Origin of the sequence: Bacillus alkalisoli (assembly GCF_002797415.1) — a bacterium.
In the GTDB taxonomy this organism is placed as follows: domain Bacteria; phylum Bacillota; class Bacilli; order Bacillales; family Bacillaceae_I; genus Bacillus_CD; species Bacillus_CD alkalisoli.
Map to the genome: position 1 here is coordinate 1436056 of NZ_KZ454944.1, position 21416 is coordinate 1457471.

The 21416-nt window shown below is 33.4% G+C and carries 23 protein-coding genes; 16 read left to right on the plus strand and 7 right to left on the minus strand.

Annotation, left to right across the window (positions count from 1 at the left end):
- Positions 1–201 precede the first annotated feature (201 nt).
- The 7 genes from CDZ89_RS06900 to CDZ89_RS06930 all read left to right on the plus strand — a co-directional run bounded on the left by CDZ89_RS06900 (position 202) and on the right by CDZ89_RS06930 (position 8329).
- Entirely contained in the window at positions 202–1638 is a 1437-nt protein-coding gene (locus CDZ89_RS06900; protein WP_096156885.1) for a spore germination protein, read from the plus strand.
- Between the two features lie 221 nt (positions 1639–1859).
- Positions 1860–2051: a YqgQ family protein gene (locus CDZ89_RS06905; RefSeq protein ID WP_096153411.1), complete on the plus strand. Its 192-nt coding sequence runs from the start codon at positions 1860–1862 to the stop codon at positions 2049–2051.
- 21 nt (positions 2052–2072) lie between these two features.
- On the plus strand, positions 2073–3035 hold the full coding sequence (locus tag CDZ89_RS06910) for an ROK family glucokinase (RefSeq protein ID WP_096153412.1): 963 nt from the start codon (positions 2073–2075) through the stop codon (positions 3033–3035).
- 402 nt (positions 3036–3437) lie between these two features.
- Positions 3438–5342, plus strand: a complete 1905-nt coding sequence (locus CDZ89_RS06915) for an LTA synthase family protein (protein WP_100333412.1) — start codon at positions 3438–3440, stop codon at positions 5340–5342.
- A gap of 116 nt (positions 5343–5458) precedes the next feature.
- On the plus strand, positions 5459–6646 hold the full coding sequence (locus tag CDZ89_RS06920; protein ID WP_100333413.1) for a M14 family metallopeptidase: 1188 nt from the start codon (positions 5459–5461) through the stop codon (positions 6644–6646).
- A gap of 228 nt (positions 6647–6874) precedes the next feature.
- Complete coding sequence (locus CDZ89_RS06925; protein WP_100333414.1) at positions 6875–7996, plus strand: YqgU-like beta propeller domain-containing protein; 1122 nt, start codon at positions 6875–6877, stop codon at positions 7994–7996.
- A gap of 18 nt (positions 7997–8014) precedes the next feature.
- Complete coding sequence (locus CDZ89_RS06930) at positions 8015–8329, plus strand: MTH1187 family thiamine-binding protein (protein ID WP_096153416.1); 315 nt, start codon at positions 8015–8017, stop codon at positions 8327–8329.
- Positions 8330–8763: 434 nt separating this feature from the next.
- Here CDZ89_RS06930 and CDZ89_RS06935 read toward each other — a convergent pair whose 3' ends face one another.
- Positions 8764–8937, minus strand: a complete 174-nt coding sequence (locus CDZ89_RS06935; RefSeq protein ID WP_096153417.1) for a DUF2759 domain-containing protein — start codon at positions 8935–8937, stop codon at positions 8764–8766.
- 190 nt (positions 8938–9127) lie between these two features.
- Positions 9128–9628 (minus strand): hypothetical protein, encoded by a 501-nt coding sequence (locus CDZ89_RS06940; protein ID WP_096153418.1) that lies wholly within the window; start codon positions 9626–9628, stop codon positions 9128–9130.
- 68 nt (positions 9629–9696) lie between these two features.
- Between CDZ89_RS06940 and CDZ89_RS06945 the strand changes: the two genes are divergently transcribed.
- Both CDZ89_RS06945 and CDZ89_RS06950 read left to right on the plus strand, forming a co-directional pair.
- Positions 9697–10329 (plus strand): MBL fold metallo-hydrolase, encoded by a 633-nt coding sequence (locus tag CDZ89_RS06945; protein WP_100333415.1) that lies wholly within the window; start codon positions 9697–9699, stop codon positions 10327–10329.
- Positions 10330–10338: 9 nt separating this feature from the next.
- Entirely contained in the window at positions 10339–11460 is a 1122-nt protein-coding gene (locus CDZ89_RS06950) for a class I SAM-dependent methyltransferase (RefSeq protein WP_227521453.1), read from the plus strand.
- Between the two features lie 60 nt (positions 11461–11520).
- Here the strand turns inward: CDZ89_RS06950 and CDZ89_RS06955 are convergent, their stop codons facing one another.
- Together CDZ89_RS06955 and CDZ89_RS06960 are read right to left on the minus strand one after the other, a co-directional pair.
- The gene (locus CDZ89_RS06955) at positions 11521–11763 is read right to left on the minus strand and encodes a DUF2626 domain-containing protein (RefSeq protein ID WP_096153420.1); all 243 of its coding nucleotides are present in this window, start codon (positions 11761–11763) and stop codon (positions 11521–11523) included.
- Positions 11764–11895: 132 nt separating this feature from the next.
- The gene (locus CDZ89_RS06960) at positions 11896–12591 is read right to left on the minus strand and encodes a helix-turn-helix transcriptional regulator (protein ID WP_100333416.1); all 696 of its coding nucleotides are present in this window, start codon (positions 12589–12591) and stop codon (positions 11896–11898) included.
- 187 nt (positions 12592–12778) lie between these two features.
- Here CDZ89_RS06960 and CDZ89_RS06965 point away from each other — a divergent pair, with 187 nt between their 5' ends.
- Positions 12779–13171, plus strand: a complete 393-nt coding sequence (locus tag CDZ89_RS06965; RefSeq protein ID WP_096153422.1) for a Spx/MgsR family RNA polymerase-binding regulatory protein — start codon at positions 12779–12781, stop codon at positions 13169–13171.
- Between the two features lie 67 nt (positions 13172–13238).
- Here the strand turns inward: CDZ89_RS06965 and CDZ89_RS06970 are convergent, their stop codons facing one another.
- The gene (locus tag CDZ89_RS06970) at positions 13239–13859 is read right to left on the minus strand and encodes a hypothetical protein (RefSeq protein ID WP_096153423.1); all 621 of its coding nucleotides are present in this window, start codon (positions 13857–13859) and stop codon (positions 13239–13241) included.
- Between the two features lie 18 nt (positions 13860–13877).
- Positions 13878–14510, minus strand: a complete 633-nt coding sequence (locus CDZ89_RS06975; RefSeq protein ID WP_096153424.1) for a hypothetical protein — start codon at positions 14508–14510, stop codon at positions 13878–13880.
- A 453-nt stretch (positions 14511–14963) separates the two neighbouring features.
- Here CDZ89_RS06975 and CDZ89_RS06980 point away from each other — a divergent pair, with 453 nt between their 5' ends.
- The 3 genes from CDZ89_RS06980 to CDZ89_RS06990 all read left to right on the plus strand — a co-directional run bounded on the left by CDZ89_RS06980 (position 14964) and on the right by CDZ89_RS06990 (position 17620).
- Positions 14964–16034 (plus strand): undecaprenyldiphospho-muramoylpentapeptide beta-N-acetylglucosaminyltransferase, encoded by a 1071-nt coding sequence (locus tag CDZ89_RS06980; RefSeq protein ID WP_100333417.1) that lies wholly within the window; start codon positions 14964–14966, stop codon positions 16032–16034.
- A 108-nt stretch (positions 16035–16142) separates the two neighbouring features.
- Entirely contained in the window at positions 16143–17207 is a 1065-nt protein-coding gene (locus CDZ89_RS06985; RefSeq protein ID WP_176483695.1) for a TolB family protein, read from the plus strand.
- A 143-nt stretch (positions 17208–17350) separates the two neighbouring features.
- Positions 17351–17620, plus strand: a complete 270-nt coding sequence (locus CDZ89_RS06990) for a hypothetical protein (RefSeq protein WP_096153427.1) — start codon at positions 17351–17353, stop codon at positions 17618–17620.
- Between the two features lie 32 nt (positions 17621–17652).
- Here the strand turns inward: CDZ89_RS06990 and CDZ89_RS19900 are convergent, their stop codons facing one another.
- Complete coding sequence (locus tag CDZ89_RS19900) at positions 17653–17805, minus strand: hypothetical protein (RefSeq protein ID WP_176483696.1); 153 nt, start codon at positions 17803–17805, stop codon at positions 17653–17655.
- Positions 17806–18070: 265 nt separating this feature from the next.
- Between CDZ89_RS19900 and CDZ89_RS06995 the strand changes: the two genes are divergently transcribed.
- The 3 genes from CDZ89_RS06995 to CDZ89_RS07005 all read left to right on the plus strand — a co-directional run bounded on the left by CDZ89_RS06995 (position 18071) and on the right by CDZ89_RS07005 (position 21114).
- Complete coding sequence (locus CDZ89_RS06995; protein ID WP_227521454.1) at positions 18071–19342, plus strand: ATP-binding protein; 1272 nt, start codon at positions 18071–18073, stop codon at positions 19340–19342.
- A 249-nt stretch (positions 19343–19591) separates the two neighbouring features.
- Positions 19592–19804, plus strand: coding sequence for a hypothetical protein (locus CDZ89_RS07000; RefSeq protein ID WP_096153428.1), 213 nt, complete (start codon positions 19592–19594; stop codon positions 19802–19804).
- 11 nt (positions 19805–19815) lie between these two features.
- Positions 19816–21114, plus strand: a complete 1299-nt coding sequence (locus CDZ89_RS07005) for a lysine N(6)-hydroxylase/L-ornithine N(5)-oxygenase family protein (RefSeq protein WP_100333418.1) — start codon at positions 19816–19818, stop codon at positions 21112–21114.
- Positions 21115–21416: the final 302 nt, after the last annotated feature.

Below are 21416 nucleotides of genomic sequence, written 5' to 3' on the forward strand. Positions count from 1 at the left end.
ACCTACAGCTGAAATCAACATTTAGTACTCTTGTATTATTTAAATTGTAAAGTAAATACAAGTTAATTGAAGCTTGTCTTCCATTATATGTTCATCAATCTGCATATATGATGTATGTTTTTCCACCTTAAAGCAAAAAATGGAGAGAGATGAAGCGAATGGGAGGAATCCATCTTGGTATGGGAAAAGCCTACTAGAAAAATGACGGGAAATTTTGAACGCGATGTAGAGTATCTAAAAGAAAGACTCGCGGTCGATAAAAGTTTTGACTTAATCTATTTAGACTTGTATTACGCAGGGCGTAAAGTTGGTTTATTTTTAGTTGATGGCTTCGGTAAAGACGAAGTGATGCTTTTTATCATGAAATTTTTATCTGATTTAACTCCAGAACAACTAGAAGAAGAACCTCTTGAAAAGTTGTTAAAAAAGTACATACCTTATGTGGAGTTAGACGAGGAAGATGACTTAGAAAGAGTAGTAGACCAAGTGTTAGCAGGTCCAACTGCAATGGTAATTGAAGGATTAAGTAAAGTCGTCATTATTGACGCGCGTACATATCCTGTACGCGGACCAGAAGAACCAGACACGGAAAGAGTTGTACGTGGATCACGAGACGGTTTTGTAGAGACGCTCGTATTTAACTGTGCATTAGTTCGTCGTAGAGTTCGTGACAGTTCGCTACGAATGGAGTATATGCAAGTTGGAAGAAGGTCCAAAACGGATATTAGTATATGTTATTTAGAAGATATTGCAGATCATGCAAATGTGGAAGAAATAAAAGAATCGATTAAGAAAATTGATACAGATGGTTTACCGATGGGAGAAAAAACAGTAGATGAATTTGTCGGTGGACGCCATTGGAATCCTTATCCAACAGTAAGGTATACGGAAAGACCAGATACTGCAGCAACTCATTTGTTTGAAGGGCATGTACTTGTAATGGTGGATGGATCCCCAAGTGTGATAATAGCGCCAACTACCTTTTGGCATCATTTACAACATGCTGAAGAGTATCGAAATAAACCAGTGGTTGGTGCGTATTTAAGATTTGTAAGATTTATTGCCGTATGGTCTTCTTTATTTATTTTACCATTATGGTATTTATTTGCTATTAACCCTTCGTTACTTCCAGAACAACTATCTTATATAGGTCCTTCTGAACAAGGTACTGTTCCGTTGTTTGCACAGATAATGATTATTGAAGTCGGTATGGACATGCTTCGAATGGCCGCCATTCATACCCCGTCAGCACTTGCCACTGCACTTGGACTTGTTGCGGCCATTTTGATTGGAGATGTGGCTGTTACGGTTGGGTTGTTTGTCCCAGAGATTATTCTCTACTTAGCAATTGCTGCCATCGGTACATTCTCTACACCTAGTTATGAATTAAGTTTAGCCAATAGGCTTGTAAGGATAGTACTATTAATTGTAACGGCGTTATTCGGAATAAACGGATTAATAATTAGTTTTGTCGTGTTAATTATATTCTTAGCGAGAATGAAGTCTTACTCCATTCCTTATTTGTGGCCGTTCATACCGTTTGATTCCCATGCGTTCCGAGACGTGCTTGTACGCTCACCAATACCATTAAAACACAAACGCCCAACAGTCCTACACCCAGAAGACCCAGATCGATAATATACTATCAGAAAAGCCGTTATTCCAGATTAACGGCTTTTCTTTATGTGAAATTGACAAACAAGATGGTTATTTAGGTTCGTCCGCGGAAAGCGAGCGGATTTTATCAAATTTCAACAGTTTCACAAACAAGATCATTTCATAAAAGCTTCACTTGATTTGTCTTTGTAATCCTTTATACTATAATAGAAATTATTTCTTCTTAAATAAGGGTGGACATTATGAAATCAATCGTTGATGTCAGGAAGCTGTTGACTAAATATGGAGCTTTTATATATATTGGCGATAAAAAAGCAGATCTCGAATTAATGGAAGACGAAATAAGAGAACTATATCGCTCTAACGTCTTAGATGCCTCCGACTTTCAATCAGCAATGATCATTATTAGAAGTGAACTAGCAAAACATACATAAAAAGAATAGGTGATTACACAAATGGAAAAGAAATGGTTAGTAGGCGTAGATTTAGGTGGAACTACAATAAAGATGGCTTTTATTAGTCAATACGGAGAAATCGTACATAAATGGGAAATCCCCACAAACATCAGTGAAGCAGGAAAACATATAACTACAGACATAGCCAAAGCACTAGATAAAAAATTAGATGAGTTAAATGAATCGAAAAAAAGATTACAAGCGATTGGAATGGGAGCACCTGGTCCTGTCAACATGAGTACCGGTTTAATTTATGAAGCTGTAAACTTAGGTTGGAAAGATTACCCTTTACAAGATTTACTAGAAGTAGAAACAGGACTTCCAGTTGTAGTAGACAATGATGCAAACTTAGCTGCAATCGGTGAAATGTGGAAAGGTGCTGGTGACGGCTCCAAAGACTTAATTTGTGTAACACTGGGAACTGGAGTTGGAGGCGGGATTATAAGTAATGGTGAAGTCGTTCATGGAATAAACGGTGCAGGTGGAGAGATTGGACATATTGCGGTAACAGCTGAAGGTGGAGCACCATGTAATTGTGGAAAAACAGGTTGTTTAGAAACAGTAGCTTCCGCAACAGGAATAGTTCGTATTGCCAAAGAAAACATCGAAGCAAATCCAACATCCCGTCTAGCAGAGGAAGCTTCCAATAAAGGACTATCAGCAAAACTAATATTCGAATTAGCAAAAGAAAATGAGCCAATCGCTCAAAGTGTTATTGACCATATTGCAAGTCATCTAGGATTGGCATTAGCTAACTTAGCTAACGCATTAAATCCAGAAAAAATTGTCATCGGTGGAGGAGTTTCTCGAGCTGGAGATACTATTTTAAATCCAGTAATAAAACATTTTGAAAAACATTTATTCCCGCGTACGAAAGTAGGAGTTCAAGTTGCGTTAGCGACACTTGGTAACGACGCTGGAGTTATAGGAGCAGCTTATTTAGCTAAAACAAAAATAAAATAATACGTAGCGTTTTGTATTTATAGAAATTGGGTAAATACCCGTAGCGCATGAAATTGGAGAAGAAACTTCGGCGATTAACTGAAGTTTCTCTTTTTAATTGTGGATATATGGTCAAAAATATAGTACACAAAACGAATTAATATGTAATAGTAAAATATTGTGTTATTTTCTGAAAATTTAAACATTAATATTCTTTGAAACTTTTTTTCGCGCCATTCGTCTATGTATATATGAAAGATTAATAGGAAATTATATCATTATACTTTTTTGTTATGAATTTACCATTGATTTTTTGTGAAAAAAGTTTTAAGATACGTTATGTCTATTTTTTCTTCATCCTAATATTTGGTAGTGGGTGAGTAGACGTGTTCTTTTCGTTTTTTAAAGGGAGGTTTAACATACATGAATAAAAATATAAAAACGAATATTCCATTCATCCTAATAGCTGTAATGCTGTTATGGATAAAAACCTATTTTGTATATAAAGTAAGCTTTGATATTGCAATTGAATCTATAAAACAGGAATTTATCTTGTTTATTAATCCGTTAAGCTTTATTTTATTAATCTTAGGATTAGCACTATTTATGAGTGAAAAGTCCGCAAAGCGTTACATTATTATTACAAGCTTTATTGTAACGTTCGTTTTATACGCAAATGCAGTGTATTACAGGTTCTTTAACGACTTTATTACGATTCCGTTATTATTCCAGACTAGCAACATGGCTGACCTTGGAAGTAGTGTAACAGAATTAATGAAGCCGATTGACCTATTAATGTTTATTGATGTAGTGATCTTAATCGCACTCGCTAAATGGACTCCTAAGTTTGTTACATTAACTACTTGGAGACCAAAAGTTCGAAAAATGTATTTCTTATCGATTGTAGGTGTTTTCTTATTTAACTTAGGTTTAGCAGAAACAGAACGCCCGCAATTATTAACAAGAACGTTTGACCGCGAAATCTTAGTAAAGAATTTAGGAACATACAACTATCACGTATATGATGCATTATTACAAACTAAGACAAAAGCACAGCGTGCACTTGCAGATGGTAGTGAATTAGTAGAAATTCAAAACTATATTAATGCTAAATATAAACAACCTAATCCTGATTATTATGGTATTGCAGAAGGTAAAAATGTAATTATTGTCAAAATGGAATCTGTACAAAGTTTTGTTATAGATAACGAAATTAATGGTCAACCAATTACACCTTTTTTAAATGATCTGAAAAATTCAAGTTATTATTTTGAAAATTTTTATCACCAAACTGCACAAGGTAAAACTTCCGATTCAGAGTTCTTGTTAGATAATTCTTTATATCCATTAGGACGCGGTGCCGTATTCTTTACGCACGCAACAAATGATTACCACACAGCTACACCTAATGAAATTAAAGAAAAAGGATACTACCCTGTAACATTCCATGCAAATAATCAAAGTTTCTGGAATCGTGATGTTATGTACCGATCATTAGGGTATGAGCATTTCTATGAAATTAATGATTACGATGTAAATGAAGAAAATTCAGTTGGTTGGGGTTTGAAAGATATAGATTTCTTTAAGCAATCTATTCCTTATATGAAAGAGTTACAGCAACCATTTTATGCGAAATTCATATCCCTTACAAATCACTTCCCGTTTGTTTTAGACGAAGAAGATCGTTTTGTGGATGAATTTGATTCGAATAGTAGAACGTTAAATCGTTATTTTCCAACAGTACGTTATATGGATGAAGCTATAAAAGAGTTCTTTAACGAGTTAAAAGAAGCGGGTCTATATGAAGACTCCTTGATAATTATTTATGGTGATCATTATGGAATCTCTGAAAACCATAATGATGCAATGAGCAAATACTTGGATAAAGAAATCCGTCCATTTGAGGTAGCACAATTACAACAAGTACCAATGTTCATTCACATTCCAGGTGTAACGGATGTAGATGCGAAGCAATTTGATACAGTTGCAGCTCAAATTGATTTAAAACCAACTATAAAACATTTACTCGGTATGGAAACAAAACATGATATACAATTCGGTGAAGATTTATTAGCGAAAGATCGTAGTGAGTTTATTGTGTTCCGTGACGGTAGCTTCATTACGGAAGAGTTAATATACTCTAAAGGTATTTGTTACGATAAGAGCACGGAAGAAGAAACAGATGAAGAATCATGTGAACCATATAAAGATAGAGTAAAACAAGAATTAAGCTACTCAGACAAAATTATATACGGTGACTTACTTCGTTTCTTTGACGGAACAACCATCCTTATGGATGCTCATGAGAATGAAGTAATTGCTGATTAATATTAGTATTGAACCCCATTTCCTCGGAAATGGGGTTTTTTATGTTCTCAAGTTCTTTTCTACATTTAACTTCATAGATTAGTAGCAGCATGCCTTTTTAGGAGGATTGAACATATATGAAAGTTAAAGTAAGAAAAGGAGATACTTTTTGGTACTATAGTAAGTTATTCAAACTTCCACTCCAATTAATTTTAGATGCAAATAGCCAGATGAATCCAGATAATTTACAAATAGGGGCAGAAATTTCGATACCTGGGTATGAAGCGGTACATGTATCAAAACATAAATTAGAAACCATTCAAAGCTTCAGTCAAAAAACTCAACTGCCACTTGATAGTTTACAATTATTAAATCAATCATCACCAAACTTAACAGACGTTACTAGCCTGTCCATGCCAAGACGTCTTATAGGTAACGAAATAAACATTGTGCAGAAAATGAACTCTGCTAACCTAGCAAAACACATTCAATATCTTGGAAAAATGTTTCCTTTTGTGAAAGTCGAAACGATAGGACATTCCGTCTTAGGTAAACCAATTCAGCATTTGCAAATAGGTCGAGGGAAAAAGAAAGTGCATTTCAACGGAAGTTTTCATGCGAATGAATGGATCACAACTGTCGTAATCATGAAGTTTCTAAATGATTACTTGCATTCACTAACAAACGCTACAATGGTTCGAAGTTTATATATGTCTCCGTTTTATGATGAAGTAACCTTATCCATTGTTCCGATGGTAAACCCAGATGGGGTTGATTTAGTTTTAAATGGCTTACCAAAAGAAACAGAGTATTCCCAAAACGTCCAACGAATAAATAAAGGGTTAGATGAGTTTACAGCTTGGAAAGCAAATATCAGGGGTGTAGATTTAAATAATCAATATCCGGCCAATTGGGAGATAGAGAAAGAGCGTAAAATACCAAAGACTCCAGCTCCACGCGATTACCCTGGAGATGCACCGTTAACCGAACCTGAAGCGCAAGCGATGGCGGAGTTAGCGCATAAAGAAAACTTTGACCGAGTTCTAGCCTTCCACACGCAAGGAGAAGAGTTTTACTGGGGCTATGAGGGCTTTGAACCAAACGTAAGTAGTAATTTAGCAAAGGAATTTGAAAGTGTTAGTTCGTATAAAGCAGTACAATATGTAGACAGTCATGCAGGCTACAAAGATTGGTTCATAAAAGAATTTAAAAAACCCGGCTTTACACTTGAATTAGGTAAAGGTATTAACCCACTACCACTATCACACTTTCCAAGCGTATACAAGAAAACACTAGGAATCATGTTAGCGGCTTTATATATGTGAAACACTTTATATATGTGAAACAATTTCTTAATTACTGTTCGTTTAGTAATTGTACATTATGAAACTCACTCATATAAAATCATAAAAAAATATAAAGAGTCATAGTGCTTATAAGTCAAACATTTGATATATTCTTATATGCGCTTTTCTTTTTGCTTGAAACGAAACTTTCTATGGTCCATAATCGTAATAAATGAAAAGCCCGTAGAGAAGGAGTTGATGTGAAAGTTGAAAAAATTTTTCTTCATACTCTTCTTTTTATTTTTAGTAAGCTGTGAATCTCAAGTAAATGAAATTGCTAAACCTTCATCGTCCATTCCTCCAAAAGAAAACATTAAAAAAAGCGGAAATTTTTACTCGTATTTTAATGAAAAAATGTTCAAGCAACTAAAAATGTCGGAACATGATTTTATTGGTATAGTTGATTGGCTAGACAATGAAAGTGTACTAGTTTTACAAACTTCAAATCATTATTCAGTTGTGCAAACATTTAATATTTTCAGCGGAGAAATAAATGAAATATATCGTTCTACCTATCCAATAGTTCATCTTGAATTAAATAAAGAAGGAGATGTAGCAATCCATGAGGCAACATCGACCTTTGAAGCAACCATTGTAATTATTGAAAATAGTGGAAAAGAAAAACAGCGGTGGTCATTTCGTTCTAATGAAATCTTCTTTGCATGGAACGAGCAAAAACCTGAAATGTTAATTGTAACTACCTTTTTGGAAGATTGGACTTATGAGAGTATTACTATAAATACGAATAAGAAAGTTATTGTGGAGGTTGAAGCACCTAACCCTTTTTTACATTGGTTAACATCGGAGGAATTGGGATATTTATATTGGGACTTTGATGAACCATCATTATCCGCACCACTTTATAAATTTTCATATGAAAAAAAGGAACACGAACGGGTGTTAGAAAACATTGTTTCATTTCATAAAAGTGGTGAAGAGTTGTTAACACTACAATTAAATAATGAAGAGTACACGGAAGTTAGCATTTCCATAATGGACAATCAAAGCATGGAAATCAAGGCACAAACAGAATCACCAATATTAACTATGTACTCTACCATTGTAGTACCACATGTAGATTTTAGTGAAAAAGATAATACTTATTATTTGATACTGCCATATGAAAGTGGTTCATTAGATATGTATGATAGAGGATTTAAGTTAGTTTCATTATCGAAAGACGGTGAGCTTCATACAATACTTAATCAAGTAGAAAATAGGCCTTTTAAAATATCTCCTGGTGGAAACTTTGCGTTATTCGGATACCAATTAGAGCAAATTATAGATTTTCAGACGGAAACAATAGTAGAATTAGTTCATGTACAATAATTAGTAGGAGGAATTTAGATGGCAATTGTTGATGTTACCATTATACCAATTGGAACGGAAGGACCTAGTGTAAGTAATTATGTAGCTGATATACAAAGAGTACTTAAAGGATATGAAGAGGAAGGTAAGATTACTTACCAATTAACACCAATGAGCACATTAATAGAAGGAGATTTACAACAACTTTTCGAAGTAATTCAAACGATTCACGAACTACCGTTTAACAAAGGAATTCAAAGAGTAGCAACAAACATACGTATTGATGATAGAAGAGACAAAAAGGCGACGATGCAAGAAAAGCTTTCTTCTGTACAAAAGCATTTAAATGAGTAATGTAGAAAAGGAGAACTGGCAGCTGAGCCAATTCTCCTTTTCGTATTTCTACTGTATTTTGTTTCTCCAAAATATTTTGCCAGATCCATTACAATTTCCACAGCGAATTAAAAAAGGTAAAAAGCCAAGTCTTCTTTTTTTATTACCATCACATGAACTACATAAAAGCTTAATGGTCAATAAAGATCCCTCCAATTCTGACGTTGTTGTAATCGCTTACAAAAGTGTTTTAACACAGTAACTGAAAAAACTGCAATGCCTGTAGGATAATGTACATGTTATTATATTCACCTTATCAATGGAAGTTAATCTTCTTTCCCTAAGAAATTATTTACACTAAACAAAGTGGTAAATAAAAAAGAACACCCCAAGCAGGAGTGTTCTTTTGGTAATTTTAAAATAAATACTGCTACCTAAGCTACTTTACTAAAGGATTAGTGAGGCGTTGGGTAAGCTGAATTTATAATGGTCATTACAGTAAACCAACCGAATACAGCTACTGTGCCAAATGCAAAAAGTAAACCTAAGAAGTTCTTTTCACGAAGTGTACGAACAGCAGCAATGGCAGATAAAATCGTAACTAGTCCGAAAATAATAACTAATGGCATGTTAAAAGCCCCCTCTACAATCAATTCTATTTTCAACTACACTAAATGAGTTCCTTTCATAATGTATAATTACGGTACGAAAAACGAACGTAAGGATGTTTTTCAATAAACGATATACCATTATGAAATGAACGAAATATAACTATGTAATAAGTACATTACACTCTTTTTTATTTTATCTTCTTTATGCTTATTTGTCGAGGACCAAAAATGACACTTCTATGTCATAAGCTTTGGCTACTTTTTCGATAAATTCCTTCTGATGCTTATCTATGATGTATGTAGTAGAATTTACGATCTCCATTCCAATAATGGACTCGTTCATTTGGAGTAAAGCCATTTCCATGTCATCTTTATTTCCACTTACGACTTTGAACATACATATCATATCCTCATACAGATAGTGATGGTTGGATGTTTCAAATCCATAATCAGTAAAACTGCTACCAATTTTAGGGTTATCTAAACGTATTAAAATATACGTTTCCTCTAACATGCATTTGTCATCTAGAAGCTTTTTAATGAATTTTGCCTCAGCCGCAGATTCAAGGATTAACAATTGCTCATCTACATCATAAATGCTAGCAGTTTCTTTTAATGGAGCTATGACATTTTGAAAGTATGCCGGACTTTCTAATGAACAGGAAATTTCTATACCAAACATTCTTTTCATTCTATCATTTCCTTTCATTCGTCTTTCTTCTTCATTTTAGTGTAAAATAGTTAGTAGAATTGTTCAAGAAGGGTGGATGAAAAAAGTTGCAATATATTCAAATTACGTTAGGACCATTACAGACAAATGCTTACCTTTTAATAAACGAAAACAAAGATTGTGTTATTTTTGACCCAGGTAGTGAAGGGGAGGCATTTAACCATTATTTAGCCCAAAATAAATTAAATCCAATTGCTATTCTTTTAACACATGCTCACTTTGACCATATTGGAGCAGTGGAAGAAGTACGTAAAAATTGGAACATCCCAGTTTATATACACGAAAATGAAGAAAATTGGTTAATTGATCCGGCTTTAAATGGCTCGCATCGTTTCCCGTTTGGAGAAATAAAAGCATCGAAAGCAGAGCATTTAATTAAAGAAGAAGGTACCTTAACAGTAGGCGCATTTACATTCCAAGTGTTATTTACGCCTGGCCATTCGCCTGGAAGCATAAGTTTTTATCATGAGGAAACAGAAGCTGTTTTTGCAGGAGATGCATTGTTCGCTGGTAGCATTGGTAGAACGGACTTGCCAGGTGGTGACCACCAACTACTTATTAAAAGTATTCATGATAAACTATTATCTCTACCTGAAGAAACAACAGTGCTACCAGGCCACGGTCAAGAGACGACAATTGGAGTGGAAATGGATAGCAATCCGTTTTTAAATGGATTTTAAGGAGTTTGTATGACAATACTTACCCACCTAATAGAAAAGATAAAAGCTTCAGATAATAATTGCCTTACATATGCAGATTTCATGCAAGAAGTACTCTACCATCCTACTTACGGTTATTACATGAAGGATACGAAAAAAGTAGGAAAAGAAGGTGACTTTTACACATCTAGTAATGTAAGTAATGTGTTTGGTAAACTATTTGCTCGACACTTTTATAAAGTTTTTCAACAGAAAAAGCTGCCGCCATTTATATACGAAATTGGTGGTGGTACGGGTAGATTTGCGAAGCAACTATTAGAAGAACTAAAGGAAATAGATGTTTCATTTTACAATGGTCTAACCTATTGTATGATTGAGACGAGTAAGTACCATATTTCCGAGCAAAAAAAGTTGCTACCAACTGATGCTAATGTCGTGTACAAGTCAAGCCTAAATGAATGTGAATCAATAGAAGGAATTGTGTTTTCTAACGAATTATATGATGCTTTTCCAGTCCATGTTATTGAAAAGAGAGAAAGAGTAGTTAATGAAGTACACATTACTACTAATTCTAAAAACGAAATGATGGAAGTCCTTTTTCCGTTAGAGAATCAACCTATTATAGATTACTTAAACAAGTTTTCTATCGAGTTAAGTGAGAACCAAAGATTTGAGGTTCCTTTATCAATGGTAAAACATTTGGCCTTTGTTGCTGAGAAGGTAAAGAAAGGGTTAATATATACAATTGATTATGGATATACGTTGGAAGAATGGCTGAGTCCAGAATTAATGGATGGAAGCTTACGTGGCTATTATAAACATGAAATGATAAGAAATCCGCTATTACATGTAGGTGAAATGGATTTAACTACTCATATTCATTTATATGCTTTAGAACAAGTAGGAACAGAATTAAACTTACAACATTGCTTTACAAAAAAACAAGGCGAATTCCTCCTTGCAGCAGGGATATTAAATTTTTTACAAGAGAACTATGATACGAATCCTTTTTCTGAAAAAAGTAAACAGAACCGTGCCATTCGTTCACTAGTTATGGAGAGTGGACTTAGCAAAGGATTTACAGTCGTTGTACAATCAAAGAACTGTGAAATGGATTGGAAAGTTATTTTAGAAGAAACACCAAAATTTTAAAAATAATAAAAGCGATGACATTTAATGTCATCGCTTTTATTATGATTAGCTATTTTCAAATTAATGACCTTGACCTGGTACCATCATAAATGTTGTCCAGTAAGAGAAACCAACGAAGAAAATAGTTAAATATGCACCAAAGATATAAATGTACATACGTTCAGATAATTTTAGAAAACTTAAAAACACAAAGAATACCGTTTGTCCAAAGAATAATAATGACGTTTGTGGCATATGGCCAAGATAGAACATTACAGCGAAAATCCCAGTCCAAAAACCTAAAACACGGTACATACGTTCCATATGTATCCCCTCCTTACGCACTTAAATACAAGTTATGTCACTTAACTATTATAATGTACCTTTACAGGCATTGTAAACATAAGTTTATTGTCTTTTATCACAGTAAAAATGTCAACTTTGTGAAGAATACCGTTAGTTTGGTAGAAAAGCCTTATACGTACATTGTTTACAACCATCAGCCATATTATCCATTTCTTGCAAAGTTGCACCGTCTAACACTTCTTCAAATATTCCTTGAAGAAAAGCTAGATGCATATGACAAATAGAATGCTTTTCACTATCTACCAACTCTTTAAATGGACAGTTGTTAATAGCTAAATGTATAGATTGCTCTTCTTTTCTTACGTGAAAGTCAGCATACAAGCCACAGCTAGTAGCAATATCCTTTATTATATCTACTTTTCTATCTAACGATACAAGTGATGAGCTTTGACCGTAAAAATATTTTTGTGCTATTTCATGACCAAACTTCTTCCCAGTCTGATAAAGCGCTTGTTTACCTACTTCACCTAAAGCTGCCATCGACTCGATCGCAATTTTAGCTAGAAGCTGATAATCACGAAATGGGAATGATAATTGAATAGATTTATCGGAAATTTTATATTTTCTACTTGGACGTCCACCTTTTCCAGTTTTACTTAAGTAGGATTGGATTAAGTGGATATCTTCTAATTTTGATAAGTGAAGGCGAGCTACGTTTGGATGAATGTGAAACTTATCTGCAATATCTTGTACGCCGACCTCATTTTTATGTTGAACTAGATAATCGTAAATAGAGTACCTTGTTTGATCCCCTAGAACATTTGTAATTTTTAATACATCATCCATTTTATCACCTCATTTTCTTCCTATATTATATTACAGACTTTGTAAGAAAAATATATATTCCAAAAAATGTTGTAAATTGTTCACAATAATTTGTGTATTTTTATGTACAAAAGTTATACAAATGGTATACAATAAGTTTAATAATCATACTTTGATATCAAGACAATTAATTGGGAGGGAAACAAAGATGAACGAGATTACGTTTTATAGTTACCCAAGTTGTACGTCGTGTAGGAAGACTAAAAAATGGTTAAAGGCGAACGAGTTATCATTTTCAGAAAGACATATCTTTAGAGAAACCCCATCATTTGAAGAAATGTTAACGATACTTTCTAAAACAACGGAAGGTTTTGATGAGATCCTAGCTACTAGAAGTCAATCTTTCAAAGACCTCAATGTGGATGTAAACGAATTATCCATTTCAGAACTTATACAGCTTGTACAACAAGAACCAAAGTTGTTAAGAAGACCTATTATAGTCAGTGGTAAGAAATTAATCGTAGGTTACAATGAATCGGCCCTTGCGAACTTAGCGAAGAAAAATAAAAAGAAACAATTACAACACAAATCAGTTTCCTGATAAAACTTTTCAATAAAAAAAGCAAAGTCCCACTTTAAAAATGGAACTTTGCTTTTTTTTTGAACTACTATGTAATATTCGGTAATACCCCTATAATTAATAAACCCAACCCAATTACTACTTGATAAAGTACATGAAGCTGCAATCTGCGATTTTCTTGTACTGCACGAAAATCAGGTAATAATTCTTGTAGCAAATAACGATCCTCCAAATGATATGCTTTCATTCGAATAGAAGGGTACTGTTTATTACCGTTATAAACTAATTCAATTTTTTCGTTTTCTTCCTTGAGTTCATATATAACTTTCTTGTCATATCTAGTCCATTGTTCTTCTTTTTCGTATCTTTTATCATACGATATATGCTTTGAATTTAGCATATTTTCCAATATTTCTTCACATTGAACTGGGTTGAATTTTTTCAATGTGTAAAAATCAATGTTTCTTCTGAAAAAAATGAACGAAAAGATAGCCGCTAACAAAATAACCGTTATATATATCGGATTAATTTTCTCGTTAAAATTATGAAGTATAAAATAAAATACCGGTATAACAATCATTGCACGAATAACTAGACTTACATGTCTTTCAAATGTTACTCCTCTTTTTATGAGTGAAAAAAACGCATCCCATAACACAAATATTGCTGGGATAATAGTTGCGAGTAGTAGCAAATTTATACTCTCCAAACCTCTTTTTCCCCTTTCTTACCCGAGTAAGTGGTACGTACTATAGATAATACAAAGGATACCTATTAATAAATCAAATCCAATTAGTCTCAAGTAACTACCAACTTGTAGTTCTTCTCGAAATATAGAAATCATTTCATTTCGTAAATCTTTATCCTTAAAATGTTGAAAAATAATAATGAAAGTAGGCTGTTTCTTATCTACCCATGAGACAGTAATCCGGCCATTTTCAAGTTCCATTAATGTTTTATATTTTTCACGAAAAATACCAGGCTCTGATTCATCCGTTTGTTTAAATGTATAGTTGTTTTTTGATAAGGTGCTCTCAAGTATATGGAATACTTGCTTGTAATTGTACTGTATTACTTTTACTTCATAGCTTTTACTATCTTTGTAAACGATAAAGAAAAAAGGAATAACAAACGGAATAAGCAAAAATATATAGTCATGGATTGTATAAGGTGTATTAGAAGTATAAAACGTGACCCAAACTATCAGTATTCCAGAAAAACTATAAGCCATCATTCTTGATGTAAAACTTGCTGTAGTAACTCCTTTTTGCCCAATTAATAATATGCAGTGGAAAACAATATAAAACCCTACACCTAAAAACAATGTATAAAAGATTAATTCTTTTTGAAGCAACTCCATAACACACCTCTATAAAAGTTAAGTATAATTATTAAAATATTCTAACATAATAGCACTCTATAAATCTAACAAAAAAAGTAAATTTTTAGTTTGTGTGAGCTTGTTATTTAAAACTTTCCTTTTTAAATAATATTTACTCACTAGCTTTTCTTGAAGATATTACGAAAAAGGCGAATTAAGTCAATCAATTTCATAATTACGTTTCGTTTAATGAAAAACGAATATTTCTGTGAAATACAAAATAATATGTTCGTTTATTAAAGCGTATAAATACAGAATTCGATGCTATCATTCGTTTTTCGTATAGTAGTCATACATTATGAAACGGACTCAAGTAAATAAGGAACTTAAGCAATAAATTTATAATTTTTTAGTTTATCGTTTATTTTTTGCCTTTATTTCTAATTTAGATAATAATGTGTTAGAGAGGAACTAAAAAAGGATGATGTGTAAATGAAAAAGTCAATTGTATTCACCGGAGGCGGCTCTGCAGGGCATGTGACCCCTAACATAGCCATTATAAATAAACTAAAAGAAAAAGATTGGACAATAAATTACATAGGCTCAAAAAATGGAATAGAAGAAGAAATAATTAATAAAGAAAATATTCCATTTCATTCGATTTCGAGCGGAAAATTAAGAAGATATTTTGATTGGAAAAACTTCACTGATCCACTCCGCATTATGAAAGGTGTATCGGACGCCTATTTTATTTTACGAAAACTAAAACCGCAAATTGTTTTCTCAAAAGGTGGTTTCGTAACGGTTCCAGTTGTCATTGCAGCAAAAATGTTAAACATCCCAATCGTTATTCATGAATCAGATATTACACCTGGCTTAGCAAATAAAATTGCAACGAAATTTGCTACAAAAGTGTTCGTGACTTTTGACGAAACAATGAAACATTTCCCGAAGGAGCGTGTTTTATTTACAGGTTCTCCTATAAGAGAAGAACTTTTCGAAGGAGACAAAGTAGAAGGGAAGGCATTATTAGGTTTTCATGAACCAAAGCCAATCCTAACGATAATGGGTGGAAGCTTAGGTGCAAGAAAAATAAACCAATATGTACGGGAAAACCTACATGTTTTAACAGAAAGTTTTCAAATAGTACATCTTTGTGGAAAAGGTAATGTAGAGGACTCGTTAAAAGATGTTATAGGCTATAAACAATATGAGTATATTTCTAGCGAGCTTCCGCATGTTTTAGCTGCGTCCGATTATATTATTTCACGTGCAGGCGCTAATTCCATCTTTGAATTCTTAGCATTAAAAAAGCCGATGCTTTTAATACCACTTTCCCGGAATGCTAGCAGGGGAGATCAGATACTCAACGCCAATTCTTTTAAGAAAAAAGGATTTGCGGAAGTATTAATGGAAGAGGATTTAACGAAAGATACTTTTTTACAAAGCGTTCAAACATTACAAAAACATAAAGAAAAGCTGTTAGAACAAATGAACAAAGACAGCTTACACGATACACTTACTATCATTGTAGAGCAAATCGAAAAACAAGCTAAAAAGTAATTTTTAACCACTAGATACATTTCTAGTGGTTTTTTCTTTTTTTACATGTATTTATGCTTATTATTGGAAAAACTACAAGCAAATGAAGTAGAGGAAGGACCGAACAACATGAAAAATCAAACTTTAAAACTCTTTACAATTTCACTCATTGCATTCGTCATTATTATTGGCGTAATGCTCTACTTTTTCTCAGAAAGGTTTACGTCAGCATGGGTGCCAATCGATCATGGTTTTGGGGAAACAGTTACATTATCTCCAGACGATGAGAAAATTGTGTTTCCGTTTTACCAAAGTGGAGATGGAGCACTTTATATTGCGAATGTTGATGGCAGTGACGTTCATCAGTTAACATATCCTCGTCAAAGTGAAAGTCATGTAAGGCCAAGGTTTTCACATGATGGTAAAAAGCTTTTGTTTCTATCACGTGAAAAGTTGGGAGAAAATCTTTTGCAAAGTTTATACATAATGAATGTAGACGGTACAGGTTTAGTGAAAATTTCTGATGAAGAAGATAAACTTATTACGGACGCCATTTTTTCTAAAAATGATCAAGAAATTTTATACTTAGTAGCAGAAGAATATACAAACTATGCTCCAGGTGCTAATAAAAGGCCACACAGAATGGATTTATATAAAATGTCCGTTAGAGGAGACAATAAAATTCGATTAACAGAGGACGATAGTTACGAAAAGAGTGAACTTTCAAGTCCGCTAACTGAAACGATTGTCGGTTTTATTGATGGATTGAAACAAGATACAGGGGTGTTAGGTACGGAGTTAGTCGTTTTTGATGTGGAAAAAGAGACAGAAGTAAAGCGAGTACAACCAAAATCAGATTTTGAAACAGAGGATATATATAGTGCGAAATTTTCACCTGATGGAGAAATAATCGCTTTTTCAGCAGCGACTGTTAATCCGAGGAGAAAATCTCAATTTATTTATGAATTGTATAAGATGAATAAGAGCGGCGATAATGTTGAAGTCTTAACTAGCTTTCGAACGTTTATTACAGAACCAACTTTTTTTCATAACGAACCACGACTTTTATTTATTCAAGACCAAAGTTGGAATCGAGGCAAACCTAATTTTAAATTGTGGGCGGTGGACTTAGACGGTGAAAATATAAGGTCCATCACGTTACAAATGCCGCAATTTACCGGAACAGCGTTATAATTAAGTCTATTTATTATTTCAATTCTTATAGTGAATAACGAATGTTTTACAATAACACGGTCTCAACTAACGGTATATTATTCGAAAATAATTGCTTGTTATGGTACTTTATATGTATAGACATGAAGCAAAGGAGGTTTATTATGAAGCAACATCATATTCCTTTTTTAATAGGAGCATTTATTTTTATTGGATTAATTCTACAAACTTTCATTCAATTAACAGAGTACGGTTGGCCTGCACAATCAGAAGCATTGTTATTTATAGGGCTTTCTGCGGCGATTTATTTTGGTGCTACAGTTTTATATCAAAAAGGGCTAAGAAAAGCGAGCCTTTTACTAATTGGTGCTGTTGGTATTGTCGGATTAATCTTCGTATTTGTTGGTCCGAGTTTATATGGTGGACACGTATAAAAAAATGCCCCGAAAGTAACGGGGCATTTTTTTTAGTTAGTCATTGGTAGTAAGTAAGTAACGATGAACCAAATAATACCGAAGAAAATAACTAAATATGCAGTGTATTTTATGAAAGTAGAAGCTACTAACCCTCTATCTTCTTTTGTCTCATTACGTTCCACTCTTACATCTTTCTCTTCCATGATTCATTCTCCCTTCAAAATGCTTTCTTAGCATTTAAATACCCTTATTTTCTTTTTAAAAACATTCCGTCTTATTTTATTAAAATAAAAGTTGGGAAAGTCGAGGGAGAAAACAAGGAATAATTCACGAATTCTGTCATTGATTTTCCCAACTAGGACTTTATGTTTATTTATAGATAAAGAGTTTATAATATACTTAAGATTGTATTTAGTATATTAATATAAAATATAAACTTAAAAACTTTTAATATAGTAGGAGTTACATATGAGAGAACGAATGCACATCATCACTCCACTTGTATTTTTATTAGTGGGGAGCTTATGGTTAATAGCGACAGATTATTTTTTATATATGTTAGCTCAAACTCAACTAGTAGAAATGGTTAACTTTCTTGATTTTATTAAAGGATGGGTATTTGTTGGTGGAGCAGCAATCCTGCTATTTTTTATGATGAAAAAACAAAACGCATTTAATGATATGCAGGAACGAGAGCAAGAGTTATCTACGTTAATTAACTCCATGCCAGATTTTGTTTGCTTTAAGGATGGAGAGGGGCGTTGGATCCGAGCGAATGATTACGGATTATCGTTATATGAATTAGATAAAGTGGATTATGTCGGCAAGAAAGATAACGAGTTAGCAACGTACACTCCATATTTCAAGGAAGCATTTGAGTATTGTGCAAAGACGGATGAACAAACATGGCGATCCAAAAAGTTAACGAGAAGTGAAGAATCCTTTTTGTTACCTTCAGGAGAAAGAAAATCATTTGATGTTATTAAAGTGCCTTTATACCACAAAAATGGAGATAGAAAGGCACTAGTTGCAATAGGAAGAGATATTTCTGTTTTAAAAGAAGCGGAACAAATGATGTTAAAGAAGGAAAAGTTATCTGTAGTAGGAGAGTTATCTGCTGGTATAGCTCATGAAATTAGAAACCCGCTAACAGCAATAAGAGGATTTATACAATTACTAGATGAAACAGACAAACCAAATAAAGAACATGTGAAATTAGTCTTAAGTGAAGTGGATAGAATTAACCAAATTGTAAGTGAGATGTTAGTTTTATCTAAACCACAAAGTAGAGAGATGAAGTATTTTAATTTTAAAAAAGCATTACATTATTGTTTAAACATCGTAAGTTATGAGGCTTCTTTATACAATATTGTAGTTAAAGTAGCGGAACCAGAAGTGGAACCTATCGTGTATGGTGATGAAAATGGTATTAAACAAGCACTTATTAATATTATGAAAAATGCAATGGAAGCAATGTCAGATAGTGGTGAACTGCATATACATTACTCTATTGTTGATGAAATGTTAGTAGTAAATATTAGAGATACCGGTATTGGTATACCGAAAGAGATGATTAAGCGACTAGGTGAACCTTTCTTAACTTCAAAAGAGAAAGGAATGGGTCTAGGGCTAAATGTAACGAAAAAAATTATTGAGTCACATGAGGGGGAATTACATTTCGAAAGTGAAGAAGGAAAAGGTACACACGTAACGCTTAAATTAAAAGTGGATTTAGATTAATCTTTTACTAGAAAATGTGCGTTTGCTAGAAGATAAAAGGCCAAGCATATTGTCACAAGATACATACTATATTGTGTGCAGTTTCCTTCTCCTTTCGCACATTTTGACAGAAACTATAGTTTCTGTCTTTTTTTTTGGACAAATAGACGGAAAAGCTTTATTTGGAAAATAGTAGAATAGTTGTGTTGGAATCGGTCACTCCTTTTGGTACGATAAAACAGAACATATGTTCTTTGTGGAGGGATGTTTATGAATGACTGGTTAATTCAATTAATAATTTTGTTGCTTGATGTTCATTTTAATAAGCTAGAAACTTTAAAAACGTTTGAAACCATATTGCTACTCATAAGTTTACTGTTGTTTATAAGTATTTTTTCGATTAACCAAAAAATTGATCTATTAGTTGCTAAAGCAGAAAGGAAAGGGGGTATAACTAGAAGGCGAGGAAAAATAAAAAGGTAAGGAGTAAGCGCATGAAAATATATGATTGTATTGGGGTTGGGATTGGTCCTTTTAATCTAGGTTTAGCATCTTTATTGGCTGGACAAGATACTGTTTCATCTATCTTTTTTGACAAAGAAGACAGTTTTGAGTGGCATCCTGGTATGTTAATCGAACAATCTGACCTTCAAGTACCATTTATAGCTGATTTAGTTTCGTTCGCTGATCCAACAAGCCCGTATAGTTTTTTAAATTATTTGCATAAAACTAATAGATTGTATGCATTTTATTATTACCGTCGTTTTGACATTCCGAGAAGAGAGTATAATCGTTATGCGAAATGGGTGGTGAACCAATTGGATAATTGCCACTTTGGCCATAGTGTCGTTGGTTTAAACTACAAAAAACTCGAAGAAGAAAATGTGTATGAAGTAATAATAAAGCATACAAATTCTAATGAAGAAAAAGTGTATAAGGCTAGACATATTGTGCTTGGGACGGGAAGCGTGCCGTTTATCCCAGATAGTTTGAGAGAAAGTATCAATAAAAATGTTTTTCATACTTCCGACTATTTGACATATGAAAAAGAATTGAAACAATCAAACTCTATTCTAGTTGTAGGTTCTGGACAGAGTGCCGCAGAGATATTTTATGAATTACTGCGTGACCAAACAAAATATAATTATTCTATTAAATGGGTAACAAGAGCCTTCAACTTCTTGCAAATAGACAGTGGTAAACTTAGTCAAGAATTGTTTTCCCCTGATTATGTGAATTACTTTACAGCGCTAGAATATGACACAAGAAGGGAAGCATTAGAGAATCTCCATCTGTTACGAAACGGTGTAGACCCAGAGACATTAAGAAAAATATATGATCTTTTATACAACCGATCGGTTGATGGAAAAGATGAAAAAATAATGATCCAACCACTATCGGAAGTGAAAAATATAAAGGAATTAGACGGTGAGATATCAGTAGACTGTTATCAATGGCAAGCAAAAAAAACCTTCAACTTGAAAGTGGATAAAGTAATCTTAGCGACTGGATATAAACCAGAAATTCCTTCATGGATATGGAACCAAAAAGATAAAATAGAATGGGAAAGCGAAAATGAATTTAAAGTAGATTCTAATTTTCGAATAAAGTTTAAAGATAATAGAGATAACCATTTTTATACTTTAACGAATATAGAGCATAGTCACGGCACTGGTGCAACGAACTTAAGTTTATCTGTCATGCGAAATCAATTAATAATAAATGATATCGCCCAAAAAGAAATATACCCAGTACAAATGAACACAATCTTTCAGCAGTTTTTACCCGAATAAATTAGAAAGTTATTAACAAGTAGTTTTGTAAAAGGTTGTTTTATTGCTTACTTTTGATTTTTATTTAATTTCCGTGCGAGGCGGAGACTCCTGCGGGAGAAGCGGGGAGCAGAAGACCCAACAGGCGCTTGCGCCGAGGAGTAGATTTTTTCACGACAGTGAAAAAAAAACCTTCCTTTTTACCGCCTGCGGAAAGCGAAGACTTGCACGGAAATCAACAGCGGTCTTTATCAGAGCATTGCAAAAAAAAAATTGCAAAACTACTTGAAAAATAATGAAGAACTTTGTAGAATAATAGTGCG